Origin of the sequence: Flavobacterium arcticum (genome assembly GCF_003344925.1) — a bacterium.
Classification (GTDB): Bacteria; Bacteroidota; Bacteroidia; order Flavobacteriales; family Flavobacteriaceae; genus Flavobacterium; species Flavobacterium arcticum.
Window position 1 is genome coordinate 1,980,226 of record NZ_CP031188.1, and the last position, 14,572, is coordinate 1,994,797.

The window sequence follows — 14,572 nt, forward strand, 5'->3', positions numbered from 1 at the left end:
TAATCTTAAAAATGAACTATTTTTAAATTTCGTTTTCTCCTTAGGTAACCTTGTATAATGTTTTTTATATCCCTGTTATGTTCCATAGGGACAATAATATTTTTTAATATTTCGGGATTAGTTACTTGATAATTAAGATTAAAAAAAGCATAACCTTTATAAACACCTTTTTCTATAAGTACAGCACTATGTTCCTCTATAGTTCGTCCTTTATCTATAATAATCATGTTTTGATGATTAAAACTGTTGTGATTGATAAATTCTGTAGCACGTTGATTATATTCTTTGGGTGTTTCTATGCCAATGCAAGCACCATTGCAATTACCTAATTTATAGGGGAAACAAGCTGATTTTGCAGTAGTATCAAGTCCGCTTAGTTTTTGACATAATTTGTATTTGTCCACTATTTTGAACAAAGCATTTTTTGCCTCATTAGTACTGGCAAATGATATAATTTCTTTTTTTCTGCCATCTGTTTTCTTTACAGTAAAGCAAATGTAGCCTTCTTTGTTTTTCTCGGTATATAATGAGTAGGGGAAAACCGTTTTTTTTAACGCTCTGTTTTGTGCAGGCTTATTAGCTTTAATTTCCTGACACTCCTTAAGCAATGCTATCAGTTCACTACCTGTTTCTTCATACTTTATGGTAAACACATCGCGCTGTAATCTTTTTGACTTACGAGATGTACCTGTAAAATGCTGGTTGAGCCTTTTTTTAATGTTATTGCTTTTACCAATATATATAAGATCGCCATTTTCTTTATAGATGTAATACAGCCCTGTTACAGAAGGAATGTCGCCTAATAAATCAAAGAGTTTTGGCTCAAGATCTTTTTGTACGTTTGATTTTATCAGCCCTTTTATAATCTCTTTTTCGACATCTTTTGCCAAGAGCATTTTAAAAAGCTGAATTGTTGCCAACGCATCACCTGTAGCGCGGTGCCTGTCGCTCATAGGTATGCCTAATGCACGTACCAGTTTGCCTAGGCTATGTGATTTTTGTTCGGGCATTAATCTTTGTGAAAGCTCTACAGTACATAACGATTGTCTTTCGAAATTATAACCAAGTCGTTCAAACTCTGTACGGAGTATTCTATAGTCAAATTGTGCATTGTGAGCTACAATAATACAGCCTTCAGTAATTTCGACTATTCGCTTTGCTACATCATAAAATTTAGGCGCAGTACGTAGCATGGCATTATTAATGCCAGTAAGTTTTACTACAAATGGTTGTATGGGTTTCTCAGGGTTAACGAGGCTTATAAACTGATCAACTATTTCATGTCCGTCATATTTATATATGGCAATCTCTGTTATTCCTTCTTCATTATACTGTCCGCCAGTAGTTTCTATATCAAGTATTGCATACATACTCTTAACCCCTGAAAGGGCAGTTTTTATCGTAAAATTCTAAATTTTTGTTTCTCTTCTGCATATACCTCAAAGATACGAATAAAGCAACAATTATTTATATTGTGAAGATTTTCCCGTTTATTAATTGCAAAAAAAGCTTATTTATCTGCTACCAAAAATGCTGCTTCCAATGCGAACCATAGTACTACCACAGGCAATGGCTAGTGTATAATCGCCACTCATACCCATAGATAACGTTGATAATTGACAGTTATCAGTTAATGGTTTATTAGCATATGTATCAAAAATAGTTTTAAGTTGAGTAAACTCTTTTTTTACTTGCTCTTGGTTATCGGTAAAAGTAGCCATACCCATAAGCCCTGCAACTTTTATATTGTCAAGTTGTTTAAACTCATCCGAATTTAAAAGTGTATGTAGTTCCTGCTCATCCATCCCGAATTTGGTTTCTTCTTCAGCTATGTGCATTTGCAACAAACAGTTAATAACTCGCTCGTTTTTCTTGGCTTGCTTGTTTATTTCTTTTAGTAATTTAAGGCTATCAACCCCATGCACAAGGCTTACAAACGGAGCCATGTATTTTACCTTATTGGTTTGTACATGCCCTATCATGTGCCATTCAATATCTTTGGGCATTTGTTCCCATTTGTCGGTCATTTCCTGTATTTTGTTTTCTCCAAAAATACGCTGACCAGCCTCATAGGCTTCCATAAGGTCAGCCACAGGTTTAGTTTTAGAAACGGCTACAAGTGTAACATTTTCGGGTAATGATGATTTTATGTTGTGTAGATTATCTTTTATTGGCATGAAATTTTTATTTGAAATTCTAAATTACAACTCATAAATAACAAGCCCACTCCTGAATTTTGGTTCAATGTAGGTGCTTTTTGGAGGCATAATCAGGTTGTTGTCGGCAAGCTCTTTTATATCGTTTATAGTGGGAGGGCAAAGCATAAAACCTACTTCAAACTTCCCTTCGTCTACCATTTTTTTAATATCGGTTATTGGTTTGCTTCCTGGTATATATTCAATACGTTCGTCGTTACGCAAGTCTATAATGCCAAGCATAGGGCGCAATACTTTGTCGTATAGTATTTTTGCATCGAGTGCTTCATAGCTAGAGCTAAAATTAGTTTCTTTTAAGTGTAGTGCATAAAACTCACCATCGAGGTACATACCAAAACTAAACTTGTTTTTAGGCTTCCATAGTTCTTGATGCTTGTTTTCTATCGTAAAATCGTTACTAAGCGCATTTATAAACTGCTCTTTAGTTACTTTGTTAAGATCGCGTATAATACGATTGTACTCATAAATTTTCAAATCAGTTTCAGCAATAAGAAAACTCATAAAGTAGTTGAGGTTTTCATTACCTGTTCCGCTTTCTTGTTCATGCAACATATTTGCCGAAGCTGACCTGTGATGACCGTCGGCAATATAAAGGCTATCTATTGCTTCAAACTGTTCTTGTACCCAAGCAATTTCTTCACTGTCTTTTATTCTCCAGAGTATATGTCTGTCTTTGTTTAGTGATGAAAATAAGTATAAAGGATGCTCTTTCTTTTTCTTGACAATCCACTCTGTTATTTCCTTCTTTTCGGGGTAGGTAATAAGTACAGGCTCTGTATTAAAACCTGTTTTAGAGAGGTATTCTTTAAAATAGTCTACACGATATGATAAGGTGTCTTCGTGTTTTTTAATTACATTATTTCTATAATCTTCTATAGATGTACCCGCAATAATACCTGTATAGCTATTACCTTTGCTCTGTATTTCATACAGAAAAAATATAGGCTGCTTTTCGGTCTTTAAAACTTCCGATTCTTTAAACTCGTTATATTTTAAGTTAACGGCTTTTAATCGAGTATCTGTCGAAATTTTTTGCAAATTAACATAGGCAGGATTAAGTACATGTAAGAACGAGAATGGATTATAATCTAGCTGAGAGGCAAGCTCTGCAGGGCTATACTCATCATACGATCGAGAAGTTACAATGCTTACTTTATCTCGTGCAGGTCGCACCGCTTTAAAAGGAACTATTTTTGCCAAGTTTCTATGATTGTTTTACGTATTTAGAAAAAACAAACAAGAAGCAATAGTATATGAATAATTGCTTCTTGTTGATTAGAGTATTGTATTATAGCTTATTTTTTATAAGCTACTTTCTCAGCTTTTTTCCTTTCAGAATAGTCATAAAAACCTTCACCAGATTTTAGACCTAGTTTACCAGCTCTTACCATATTTACTAATAATGGACATGGAGCATATTTAGGGTTTTTAAACCCGTCGTGCATTACATTTAGTATCGATAGGCATACATCAAGCCCAATAAAATCGGCAAGTTGTAATGGTCCCATAGGGTGTGCCATACCTAGTTTCATAACAGTATCTATTTCATATACACCTGCTACACCATTGTATAATGTTTCTATAGCCTCGTTTATCATTGGCATCAAAATACGATTTGCCACAAAGCCAGGGTAATCATTTACCTCTACAGGAACTTTACCTAGTTGTTCAGATAGCTCCATGATACTTTTAGTAACCTCATCAGATGTATTGTACCCTCTAATGATTTCTACAAGTTTCATGATAGGCACAGGGTTCATAAAGTGCATTCCTATTACTTTGTCCTGTCTTGTAGTAACAGCAGCAATTTGTGTAATAGATATAGATGATGTATTAGTTGCTAGAATGGTTTTTTCGTCACAAAAATCATTTAGATCTCTAAATATTTTCAGTTTTAAATCTACATTTTCAGTAGCCGCTTCTACAACCAGATCAGTATTTACTACACCGTCTTTCATATCGGTATAAGTAATAATGTTACCGATGGTTTTATGCTTGTCCTCTTCGGTTATTTTACCTTTTGCTACCATTCTATCTAGGTTGGCAGCTATAGTAGCCATACCTTTATCTAATGATTTTTCAGATATATCAATAAGTTTTACGCTAAAGCCGCTTTGTGCAAACGTATGGGCAATACCATTACCCATAGTGCCTGCGCCAATTACTGCTATGTTTTTCATGATGATGTTGTTATATTAGTTTATTGTTTGTTTTGTTATAGGGATAACGATTTTACTCGTTAAAACAGTCTATTATTCTGTATGCAATGCGTAGTGCTTCTGTACCATCTTCTAGCGTAACAATAGGAGTACCATTGTTGTTTATAGCATCGGCAAATGTTTCTAGTTCATCTAGTATAGCATTATTAGCTTCTACATCGGGATTTTCAAAATAGATTTGTTTTTTAATCCCTTCAGCATTTTGTAGTATCATATCAAAATCGCCAGGAGTTTCAGGAGCATCTTTCATTTTTACTACTTCGCACATTTTATCTAGAAAATCTACAGAGATGTAAGCGTCTTTTTGAAAGAAACGTGTTTTTCGCATATTTTTTAAAGATATACGGCTTGACGTAAGGTTAGCAACACAGCCATTTTCAAACTCAATACGAGCATTGGCAATATCTGGTGTATCACTAATTACAGATACTCCGCTTGCATTGATGTTTTTTACTTTGCTTTTTACTACACTTAGTATTACATCAATATCATGTATCATTAAGTCGAGTACTACAGGCACATCTGTTCCGCGAGGATTAAATTCGGCAAGGCGGTGTGTTTCTATAAACATGGGGTTATATATCATGTTTTTAGTAGAAATAAAAGCAGGGTTAAATCGCTCTACATGCCCCACTTGCCCTTGTACATTATACTGTTTTGCTAAAGCGATTATTTCTTCGGCTTCTTCAACAGTATTCGATATAGGTTTTTCAAGAAAAACGTGTTTACCTGCCTGTATAACTTCTTTAGCACAATCGTAATGTGACAGCGTAGGGGTTACAATATCTACAACATCTACGGCAGCAACAAGTTCGCTTATAGAGTTAAATTTATGATAACCAAGTTCACGAGATATTTTGTCGGCATTTTCACTGTTTGGGTCATAAAAGCCAACCAACTCATATTTTTCCGACTGATTGAGTAAACGCAAGTGTATCTTTCCTAGATGCCCCGCACCCAATACTCCGATTTTAAGCATAAGAAATATATTTTTAACAAAAATAAGACTATTTAGCCTGAAAACACAAAAAGTGGATCTAAAAATATGACTTGTATTATGAGGTATATAAAAGCAGACTAATATTGTTTTTTAGCCTTTACTATTTGATTTAGTTTACTATTTTTACCTCAAAAATAAATCTGCGCTTTGAAAGATACAGGAAAACACCAAGGACTTCGCAATCAGCTTGTAAGCGTTTTAGAGCAAAAAGGCATTACTGATAAAGATGTACTCGAAGCTGTAAAAAAAATACCAAGACACCTTTTTCTTGACTCTAGTTTTTCCGATTATGCTTACCAAGACAAAGCATTTCCTATTGGGGCAGGGCAAACTATATCGCAACCTTATACGGTAGCATTTCAGTCGCAATTATTGCAGATAGAACGCGACCATAAAGTATTAGAGATAGGTACAGGCTCGGGCTATCAAACGGCAGTGTTGTATATGATGGGCGCGAAGGTATATAGCATAGAACGACAAAAAGAACTTTTTAAAACTACATCACTACTATTGCCTAAATTGGGCATACGCCCCAAATATCTTTCGTTTGGCGATGGTTACAAGGGCTTACCAAACTATGCTCCTTTTGATAGTATTATTGTTACTGCAGGAGCTCCCTTTATACCGCAACCCCTTATGGCACAATTAAAAGTAGGGGGGAGACTGGTAATACCTGTGGGTAATGACCCACAAATTATGACAATGCTGATACGTAAAAGCGAAACACAGTTTGAAAAACATGAATTTGGTGAGTTTCGTTTTGTACCATTATTAGAGAATAAAAATTAAACTTTATAGCTTTTCTTTTACTGTTGTTGCATCAATATTACTATGAGAAGCATAGAATACGGCTTCGCCATTTTTTATAAGTAAAATTTGTGGCGATTGGTGCATTACACCAAAACGAGATGTTATTTCGTTGCTTATATCTCTATGAGCTAATAAATCAAGAAAATAAGCTTTTGCATCATCTTCCTCAATAGCATATTCGCGCTCAAAGCCCTTGAGTGCCATGCGGCTTATGCTACATCGTGTACTATGTTTAAATATTAGTACAGGTGTATCGCTTGATTCCTCAACGATGCTGTCGAGTTGTTGTAATTGTGTTAAATTATTCCACTTTATACGTGAAGAAGAGTTAACTTTACTGTCATTATTACCGAACATTTTATCGAAAAAACTCATTATCATTAGGGTTAAGACATTTTGACTGTTAAAGTTCTCTTTTTTAAAGAATTAGCAGTAAATTTGTCAGATTTTACTTATTGGAATGTAAATTGAACTATAGTTATCAAATTTAAACAAAATTAGATATGAACTTTAACAATTTTACTATAAAATCGCAAGAAGCCATTCAGCGGGCACAACAAATAACCCAAAGCTATGGACACCAGCAAATAGAGAACGAACACATTGTAAAAGCACTACTAGAGGTAGATGAAAATGTGACTCCGTTTATACTTAAAAAACTCAATGTAAACGTAAATCTTTTTCAGCAAATCCTAGACAGTACTTTGCAAAGTTTTCCAAAAGAACAGGGAGGAGAAATAGCACTTTCGCGTGATGCAAGTAATGCATTGAATGAAGCTTCGAACATTGCCAGGAAAATGAACGATGAGTTTGTCTCTACTGAGCATTTGTTACGGGCTATTTTTAACAGCAAAAGCAAAGTAGCCCAAATATTAAAAGATCAAGGCGTTACAGATAAAGGACTGAAAGCAGCTATTGATGAGTTGCGAAAAGGCGAACGAGTAACATCGGCAAGTGCTGAGGAAACCTATAATGCATTGAATAAATATGCTAAAAACTTAAATCAATTTGCCAATGATGGTAAACTCGACCCTGTAATAGGTCGTGATGAAGAAATCCGTCGTGTGTTGCAAATTCTTTCCCGAAGAACAAAAAATAACCCTATGCTTGTAGGGGAGCCAGGGGTAGGTAAAACGGCTATTGCCGAAGGCTTGGCACACCGTATCATTCAAGGTGATGTGCCCGAAAATTTAAAAAACAAAGTAGTTTACTCGCTAGATATGGGGGCGCTTATAGCAGGTGCAAAATACAAAGGAGAATTTGAAGAACGATTAAAATCGGTAGTGAAAGAAGTAACCTCTGCCGAAGGTGATATCGTGCTTTTTATTGATGAAATACATACGCTTGTAGGAGCAGGTGGTGGCGATGGTGCTATGGATGCCGCTAATATATTAAAGCCAGCACTGGCACGTGGTGAACTCCGTGCTATTGGGGCAACTACGCTAGATGAGTATCAAAAATATTTTGAAAAAGATAAAGCGCTCGAAAGACGTTTCCAAAAAGTAATTGTAGATGAACCCGATACTGAGAGCGCTATTTCTATACTGCGAGGTATTAAAGAAAAATATGAGACACATCACCAAGTACGTATAAAAGATGATGCTATTATAGCAGCGGTAGAACTTTCGCAACGTTATATTACCAATCGTTTTTTACCCGATAAAGCTATTGACTTGATGGATGAAGCAGCTTCTAAAATTCGTATGGAAATAAACTCTAAACCCGAAGAATTAGATGTATTAGACAGAAAAATAATGCAGCTCGAAATTGAAATAGAGGCTATTAAACGTGAAAAAGATGAAGTCAAACTCAAATCTTTAGGGTTAGAAATTGCCAATTTAAAAGAAGAGCGTAACGAAGTATATGCACGTTGGAAAAGTGAAAAAGATGTTGTAGATAATATACAGGCTGCCAAAAGTGATATTGAAAATTATAAAATGGAAGCCGAGAAAGCCGAACGCGAAGGCGACTATGGTAAAGTAGCTGAGTTGCGCTATGGTAAGATAAAAGAAGCACAGGAAACGCTGGATGCAATGCAGCAGCAATTGCAAGAAAACCAAACAGGACACAGCCTTATAAAAGAAGAAGTTACTGCCGAAGATATTGCTGAGGTCGTTGCTAAATGGACAGGGATTCCTGTAACCAAGATGTTGCAAAGCGATCGTGAAAAACTGCTAAAATTAGGAGATGAGCTACATAAACGTGTAGTAGGGCAGGAAGAAGCTATACAAGCAGTGAGCGATGCCGTAAGACGTAGCCGTGCCGGATTGCAAGATCAGAATAAGCCAATAGGTTCATTCTTATTCTTGGGTACTACGGGTGTAGGTAAAACAGAGCTTGCTAAAGCACTTGCATCTTATCTTTTTGATGATGAAAATGCCATGACTCGTATTGATATGAGCGAATACCAAGAGCGCCACAGCGTGAGCCGATTAGTGGGTGCACCTCCAGGGTATGTAGGGTATGATGAAGGCGGACAGCTTACTGAAGCTGTGAGACGTAAACCGTATTCAGTAGTATTGCTAGATGAGATTGAAAAAGCGCATCCTGATACGTTTAACATATTGTTACAGGTACTTGATGAAGGTCGTTTAACAGATAATAAAGGTCGTCTTGCCGATTTTAAGAATACCATTATTATTATGACTTCTAACATGGGGAGTGCCATAATACAGGAGAAGTTTGACACACTTAAAGGTGATGTAGAAGCAGCTACCGAGGCAGCTAAAGTAGAAGTACTAGGATTGCTAAAACAAACGGTACGTCCTGAGTTTATAAACCGTATTGATGATATTGTGATGTTTACACCACTTAGTGCCGATAATATTAAAGAAATAGTAGGCTTACAGCTAAAAGGTGTTACCAAGCTATTAGCTCAGCAAAACATTACGCTCGATGCTACACCCGAGGCGATTGATTACCTTACTAAAAAAGGTTATGACCCTGACTTTGGTGCGCGTCCTGTAAAACGTGTAATACAAAAAGAAGTTATGAATGAGCTTTCTAAACAAATACTTTCGGCAGAGGTAACTACCGATAGTATTATATTGCTAGATAGCTTTGATGGTCATTTGGTTTTTAGAAATCAAAATAGTTTAGAAGAGTAAAAATAATACTCTTGATTCTTATAAATAAAATCCTCCGCATATTGCGGGGGATTTTTTTGTTATTGGTAACAGTAAAGCAATGATTAGTTATTCAAAAATCTGTATTTTTATAAACAAACTAATAAAGCGATAATCTTGAATATAATACTATCAAACGCGAATCTGTCAGCATCTATTAACCCAAAGGGTGCTGAATTGGTCTCTTTAAAAGATAATAAAGGAACAGAGTATATGTGGGAAGGCAATCCTGAGTTTTGGGGTAAGCACTCACCAGTACTTTTTCCTATTGTAGGTACATTAAAAGATAATAGTTATACATACAATGATAAATCTTATACATTATCTCGTCATGGCTTTGCCCGTGATATGGTTTTTACCGTAAAAGAACAGCTTGATGATAGCGCAACTTTTTCACTGGTTGCGAATGCAGAGACTAAAGAAAAGTATCCGTTTGATTTTGAATTACAGCTAAAATATACACTTATAGCAAATCGTTTGCATATAGATTATATAGTGAATAATAATGGTAGCGAAGTGATGCCTTTTTCGATAGGGGCGCATCCTGCTTTTGCGTTACAAGGCAATTTTGAAGAGTATAGTCTGCAATTCGAAAAAGATGAACAGCTTGTAAGCACACAACTTCAAAATGATTTACTTTCAGCTACCGAAGTTCCTGTCGCTTTGCACGATGAAAAATTACCATTGCAATATGACCTTTTCGAAAATGATGCTTTAGTATTTAAAAAAATAGAGTCAAAATATATTAATATCAATAAAAACAATACACCTTTTCTAAGAGTTTCATTTCCCGATTTCCCACACTTAGGACTGTGGACAAAACCAAATGCTCCTTTTCTGTGTATAGAGCCTTGGCAGGGTTATGCTGATAGTACAACCAGTAATGGAAATCTTTATAAGAAAGAAGGCGTAATAGTATTAGAAAAAAGTACTAAAATTAAAAAAGGTTTTAGTATTGAGATACTTTAGTCCTAAATTTTAAATTATCTTTTTATAACTTAGGCAGGGTACGAATGTAAAGTTCTTCTACTTTTTTGCGTGCCCATTCGGTTTTTCTTAAAAAAGTAAGACTAGACTTTATGCTCGGGTTATCATTAAAACATTTAATATTGATAAGTTCACCAAGCGTATCGAAACCATAATAAGCAACAAGGTCTTCGAGAATCTTTTTTAAGGTAACCCCATGTAGTGGGTCATTAGATATAGGTTTTTCCATGCTGTAAAAGTAAAAAAATAATAGCAAGTATGTGGTAATAGTACATATAAGCTATAGTGTATTGACACTTTAAACAAATTACGTAACTTTGCACTCCTTATGCAGAAAACAGTAAACATACTAAACAGAAAAGCCAGATTTGAATATGAAGTTCTGGATAAATATACCGCAGGTATAGTACTCGCCGGATCTGAAATAAAATCGATTCGTTTGGGGAAGGCATCTATTGCCGAAAGTTTTTGCGAATTTCATGAACATGAACTATTTGCAATAAACACAAATATAGAAATGTATGCCTATAGCAGAAACTTTAGTCATGCGCCAAAGAGTGAGCGTAAGCTACTGTTAAACAAAAAAGAATTGAAGAGTCTTTTAAAAAGTGTACAAAATAAAGGGCTGACAATTATACCCTTACGCCTTTTTACTAACGAAAAAGGTTTAGCAAAATTAGAAATAGGACTTTGTCGTGGTAAGAAAAACTATGATAAGCGCGAAACGATGAAAGAACGCGATACAAAACGAGATCTCGACAGGATAAAGAAAGCATTTTAAACAACAAAGCCTCTCAATATTGAGAGGCTTTGTTTTGACTACTATTTAGTATATAGTAAATTTATTTTTTCTTGAAAGGAGGAAGTAACTTACTGCTTACTTCGCCAAATCCTATACGTACTTCATCATTTTGGCAATAACCGCGCATAATAACGGTGTCGCCATCGTTTATAAAAGTACGCTCTGTGCCATCGCTTAATGTAAGAGGATTTTTACCACCCCAGCTAAGCTCCAGCATAGAACCGAAACTATCAGGAGTAGGGCCTGATATAGTACCACTACCCATAAGGTCGCCACTATTTACACGACAACCATTTACAGTGTGGTGCGCCAGTTGCTGCGACATACTCCAGTACATATATTTAAAGTTAGAGTTAGAAATAACATTTTCTTCTCCACCTTCTGGTTGTAATGCCACTTGTAGTTTTATATCAAAAGCATGTTTACCTTCTTGTTGCAGGTACTCTAAAGGTTTAGGGTCTTCTTGTACAGGGCTTTCTGTACGGAAAGGCTCTAACGCATCTAGTGTTACTATCCATGGTGACATAGATGATGCGAAGTTTTTAGCAAGGAATGGTCCTAGTGGCACATATTCCCATTTCTGAATGTCGCGTGCGCTCCAGTCGTTAAACAATACCATACCAAAAATATGTTCCTCAGCTTCTCCTACAGGAATAGCTTCTCCCATTATGTTAGCATCAGTAGTAATGAAACCCATTTCAAGTTCAAAATCTACACGCTTAGAAGGACCAAAAACAGGTTGTGTCTCTCCAGAAGGTAAAGTTTGTCCGTTAGGTCTATGTATTGGTATGCCCGATGGTACTATAGTAGATGATCTACCATGATATCCTACAGGTATATGTAACCAGTTTGGTAATAAAGCATTATCTGGGTCACGAAACATTTTACCTACATTAGTAGCATGTTCTCTACTAGAGTAAAAGTCAGTATAATCGCCAATAAGTACAGGTAGTTGCATTTCTACATCGGCAAGGTCAAAAATTACAATCTCACGATGTTTTACATTGTCTCTTAGTTTAGCATTATCAGCATCAAAAAGATCTGCGATGCGGTTACGTACCAGTCGCCATGTCTTTTTACCATCAGATATAAAGTCATTAAGCGTATCCTGCATGAACATATCATCTGTTAGTTCAATACCTTCAAAGTAGTTTAGCTGTTGTAAAGCGCCTAGATCTATAGCATAGTTGCCTATACGTGTACCTATAGTTACTACATCATCTTTAGTTATAAATACTCCAAAAGGAATGTTTTGTATTGGGAAGTCGCTGTTTTTTGGCACTTCCAGCCAGGATTTTCTGGATGGGTCGTTTGCTGTTAGTGGCATATCTTTAGTTTCTTGTTTGAGATTTATGAATTATCAAATATACTTTCCTGAATGGTTTTACCCAACCTTTTTTTGTATTTTTGACAGCAAATTAACGAAAAATTATAAAATGCAACGCGACGAACAAATTTTCGACCTGATACTTGAAGAACAGGACAGGCAAATACAAGGATTGGAACTAATTGCATCAGAAAATTTTGTGAGCGACCAAGTTTTGGAAGCTGCAGGTTCTGTACTAACTAATAAATATGCTGAGGGTTACCCTGGCAAGAGGTATTACGGAGGATGTGAAGTAGTGGATGTTATAGAGCAAATAGCTATAGACAGAGCAAAAGCACTTTTTGGAGCAGAATATGTGAATGTACAGCCGCACTCTGGTTCGCAGGCAAATACTGCTGTTTACCACGCTTGCCTTTCACCAGGTGATAAAATTTTAGGTTTCGACCTTTCTCATGGAGGGCATTTAACCCATGGTTCTCCTGTAAATTTTTCTGGAAAATTATATACCACCTCTTTTTATGGTGTAGAAAAAGAAACAGGAAGACTTAACTATGATAAAATACAAGAGATAGCTGAGGTTGAAAAACCAAAAATGATAATTGCAGGAGCATCGGCATACTCACGTGATATGGACTTTAAACGTTTTAGAGAAATTGCTGATAGTGTAGGAGCTATATTACTAGCAGATATATCGCACCCTGCTGGGCTTATTGCCAAAGGTTTACTTAACGACCCTGTGCCACATTGCCACATTATTACTACAACCACCCATAAAACCCTTAGAGGACCAAGAGGAGGTATGATACTTATGGGTAAAGATTTTGAAAACCCATTTGGACTAAAAACACCAAAAGGAACTGTACGCATGATGTCGTCATTATTAGATTCAGGTGTTTTTCCAGGTAATCAAGGCGGACCTTTAGAGCATATTATCGCTGCTAAGGCTGTAGCATTTGGTGAAGCGTTGCAAGATGAGTTTTTTAACTATATGATGCAGGTACAAAAAAATGCTAAGGCTATGGCGGCAGCATTTGTAAAAAGAGGTTACGATTTAATCTCTGGTGGTACAGATAACCACATGATGCTAATAGACCTTAGAAATAAAAATGTTTCGGGTAAAGAAGCAGAGAATGCTTTAGTAAAAGCAGAGATAACAGTAAACAAAAACATGGTTCCGTTTGACGATAAGTCACCATTTGTAACATCGGGTATTCGTGTAGGTACTGCTGCAGTTACTACACGTGGACTTGTAGAAGCGGATATGGATACTATAGTAGCTCTTATTGATAGAGTTATTATGGATCATACCAACGAAGAAGTTATAGAGGCAGTAGCTAATGAAGTAAATGACATGATGGGCGAACGTCCTATTTTTGTTTTTTAGTACAGTAATTCTGTAAAATTTAAATTAAATTTAGAGTTCTCATAGCATATGTTATGAGAACTTTTTATTTCTTATATATGGATAATTTAGATAAGTTAAAACAATTAGTATACTCCATTAACCCTCTTGATGATGATGAGTGGAATACTTTTACTCAATATTTAACTTTTAAAGACTACAATAAAGGAGACTATATAATAAAGCAGGGTGAAACAGCTAATACTATATATTATATAGAGAAAGGTATAACTCGTAATTATTTTACTCATAATGGTAAAGAGTTTACTGTAGATTTTCATTTTGATGGAGAACTCGTTTCAGCATTTTATTCTATTATTACAGGTATGCCAAGTGTTGTATCAGTAGAAATTATAGAAAGCACCAGTATAATAGCATTACCATACAAACAGTTAACAAGCTATTACAGCAGTTCATTAAAAATTAGTAACGTAGGTAGAAAAATTGCCGAAATGCAGTATACACACCGTTTAAAAAAAGAGATGGATTTACTTTCGCTTACTGCCGAAGAACGTTATAATAAATTATTAAAAAGAAACCCAAGAGTAGTTAAATCAATATCTGTAAAACATATATCTTCTTATTTAGGAATACATCCTGAAAGTTTAAGCCGTATTAGAAAAATGTATGTAAAAAGCTAACATAGGTCATTTTAAAAAAATAAGGATGTAATTACTTTTGCTT

General features: G+C 35.5%; 14 protein-coding genes. 6 read left to right on the forward strand and 8 right to left on the reverse strand.

What is annotated here, in order from left to right; genetic code table 11:
• Nucleotides 1–5: 5 nt before the first annotated feature.
• The 5 genes from DVK85_RS08905 to DVK85_RS08925 all read right to left on the reverse strand — a co-directional run bounded on the left by DVK85_RS08905 (nt 6) and on the right by DVK85_RS08925 (nt 5,414).
• Nucleotides 6–1,370, reverse strand: a complete 1,365-nt coding sequence (locus tag DVK85_RS08905; RefSeq protein WP_114678100.1) for an exonuclease domain-containing protein — start codon at nt 1,368–1,370, stop codon at nt 6–8.
• A gap of 144 nt (nt 1,371–1,514) precedes the next feature.
• Complete coding sequence (locus DVK85_RS08910) at nt 1,515–2,177, reverse strand: YggS family pyridoxal phosphate-dependent enzyme (RefSeq protein ID WP_114678101.1); 663 nt, start codon at nt 2,175–2,177, stop codon at nt 1,515–1,517.
• 24 nt (nt 2,178–2,201) lie between these two features.
• The gene (locus DVK85_RS08915) at nt 2,202–3,416 is read right to left on the reverse strand and encodes a DUF1015 domain-containing protein (protein WP_114678102.1); all 1,215 of its coding nucleotides are present in this window, start codon (nt 3,414–3,416) and stop codon (nt 2,202–2,204) included.
• A gap of 95 nt (nt 3,417–3,511) precedes the next feature.
• A complete protein-coding gene (locus DVK85_RS08920; RefSeq protein WP_114678103.1) occupies nt 3,512–4,396 on the reverse strand; it encodes a 3-hydroxyacyl-CoA dehydrogenase family protein in 885 nt (294 codons plus the stop codon).
• A 52-nt stretch (nt 4,397–4,448) separates the two neighbouring features.
• The gene (locus tag DVK85_RS08925; RefSeq protein ID WP_114678104.1) at nt 4,449–5,414 is read right to left on the reverse strand and encodes a Gfo/Idh/MocA family protein; all 966 of its coding nucleotides are present in this window, start codon (nt 5,412–5,414) and stop codon (nt 4,449–4,451) included.
• A 168-nt stretch (nt 5,415–5,582) separates the two neighbouring features.
• Between DVK85_RS08925 and DVK85_RS08930 the strand changes: the two genes are divergently transcribed.
• A complete protein-coding gene (locus DVK85_RS08930) occupies nt 5,583–6,224 on the forward strand; it encodes a protein-L-isoaspartate(D-aspartate) O-methyltransferase (RefSeq protein WP_114678105.1) in 642 nt (213 codons plus the stop codon).
• 3 nt (nt 6,225–6,227) lie between these two features.
• On the opposite strand, the gene ytxJ is transcribed toward DVK85_RS08930, so the two are convergent.
• Nucleotides 6,228–6,620 (reverse strand): bacillithiol system redox-active protein YtxJ, encoded by a 393-nt coding sequence (gene ytxJ, locus DVK85_RS08935; RefSeq protein ID WP_114679025.1) that lies wholly within the window; start codon nt 6,618–6,620, stop codon nt 6,228–6,230.
• 128 nt (nt 6,621–6,748) lie between these two features.
• Here ytxJ and clpB point away from each other — a divergent pair, with 128 nt between their 5' ends.
• Nucleotides 6,749–9,352 (forward strand): ATP-dependent chaperone ClpB, encoded by a 2,604-nt coding sequence (clpB, locus tag DVK85_RS08940; protein WP_114678106.1) that lies wholly within the window; start codon nt 6,749–6,751, stop codon nt 9,350–9,352.
• Between the two features lie 135 nt (nt 9,353–9,487).
• On the forward strand, nt 9,488–10,339 hold the full coding sequence (locus tag DVK85_RS08945) for an aldose 1-epimerase family protein (protein WP_114678107.1): 852 nt from the start codon (nt 9,488–9,490) through the stop codon (nt 10,337–10,339).
• 22 nt (nt 10,340–10,361) lie between these two features.
• Here the strand turns inward: DVK85_RS08945 and DVK85_RS08950 are convergent, their stop codons facing one another.
• The gene (locus tag DVK85_RS08950; RefSeq protein WP_114678108.1) at nt 10,362–10,586 is read right to left on the reverse strand and encodes a VF530 family protein; all 225 of its coding nucleotides are present in this window, start codon (nt 10,584–10,586) and stop codon (nt 10,362–10,364) included.
• Between the two features lie 99 nt (nt 10,587–10,685).
• Here DVK85_RS08950 and smpB point away from each other — a divergent pair, with 99 nt between their 5' ends.
• Nucleotides 10,686–11,138 carry an SsrA-binding protein SmpB gene (gene smpB / locus DVK85_RS08955; RefSeq protein ID WP_114678109.1) on the forward strand — a complete coding sequence of 151 codons (453 nt, stop codon included), beginning with the start codon at nt 10,686–10,688 and terminating at the stop codon, nt 11,136–11,138.
• Between the two features lie 61 nt (nt 11,139–11,199).
• Here smpB and fahA read toward each other — a convergent pair whose 3' ends face one another.
• On the reverse strand, nt 11,200–12,486 hold the full coding sequence (gene fahA / locus DVK85_RS08960) for a fumarylacetoacetase (protein ID WP_114678110.1): 1,287 nt from the start codon (nt 12,484–12,486) through the stop codon (nt 11,200–11,202).
• 109 nt (nt 12,487–12,595) lie between these two features.
• On the opposite strand from fahA, the gene glyA reads away from it, so the two are divergent.
• Both glyA and DVK85_RS08970 read left to right on the forward strand, forming a co-directional pair.
• Nucleotides 12,596–13,870 (forward strand): serine hydroxymethyltransferase, encoded by a 1,275-nt coding sequence (gene glyA, locus DVK85_RS08965; protein WP_114678111.1) that lies wholly within the window; start codon nt 12,596–12,598, stop codon nt 13,868–13,870.
• A 53-nt stretch (nt 13,871–13,923) separates the two neighbouring features.
• Entirely contained in the window at nt 13,924–14,529 is a 606-nt protein-coding gene (locus DVK85_RS08970) for a Crp/Fnr family transcriptional regulator (RefSeq protein WP_114678112.1), read from the forward strand.
• Nucleotides 14,530–14,572: the final 43 nt, after the last annotated feature.

What these genes read in the sequence shown, in the direction of transcription:
- DVK85_RS08905 (WP_114678100.1), bottom strand. Translation starts at nt 1,370, where the DNA reads ATGTATGCAATACTTGATATAGAAACTACTGGCGGACAGTATAATGAA.
- DVK85_RS08910 (WP_114678101.1), bottom strand. Translation starts at nt 2,177, where the DNA reads ATGCCAATAAAAGATAATCTACACAACATAAAATCATCATTACCCGAA.
- DVK85_RS08920 (WP_114678103.1), bottom strand. Translation starts at nt 4,396, where the DNA reads ATGAAAAACATAGCAGTAATTGGCGCAGGCACTATGGGTAATGGTATT.
- DVK85_RS08925 (WP_114678104.1), bottom strand. Translation starts at nt 5,414, where the DNA reads ATGCTTAAAATCGGAGTATTGGGTGCGGGGCATCTAGGAAAGATACAC.
- ytxJ (WP_114679025.1), bottom strand. Translation starts at nt 6,620, where the DNA reads ATGAGTTTTTTCGATAAAATGTTCGGTAATAATGACAGTAAAGTTAAC.
- clpB (WP_114678106.1), top strand. Translation starts at nt 6,749, where the DNA reads ATGAACTTTAACAATTTTACTATAAAATCGCAAGAAGCCATTCAGCGG.
- DVK85_RS08950 (WP_114678108.1), bottom strand. Translation starts at nt 10,586, where the DNA reads ATGGAAAAACCTATATCTAATGACCCACTACATGGGGTTACCTTAAAA.
- smpB (WP_114678109.1), top strand. Translation starts at nt 10,686, where the DNA reads ATGCAGAAAACAGTAAACATACTAAACAGAAAAGCCAGATTTGAATAT.
- fahA (WP_114678110.1), bottom strand. Translation starts at nt 12,486, where the DNA reads ATGCCACTAACAGCAAACGACCCATCCAGAAAATCCTGGCTGGAAGTG.
- glyA (WP_114678111.1), top strand. Translation starts at nt 12,596, where the DNA reads ATGCAACGCGACGAACAAATTTTCGACCTGATACTTGAAGAACAGGAC.
- DVK85_RS08970 (WP_114678112.1), top strand. Translation starts at nt 13,924, where the DNA reads ATGAGAACTTTTTATTTCTTATATATGGATAATTTAGATAAGTTAAAA.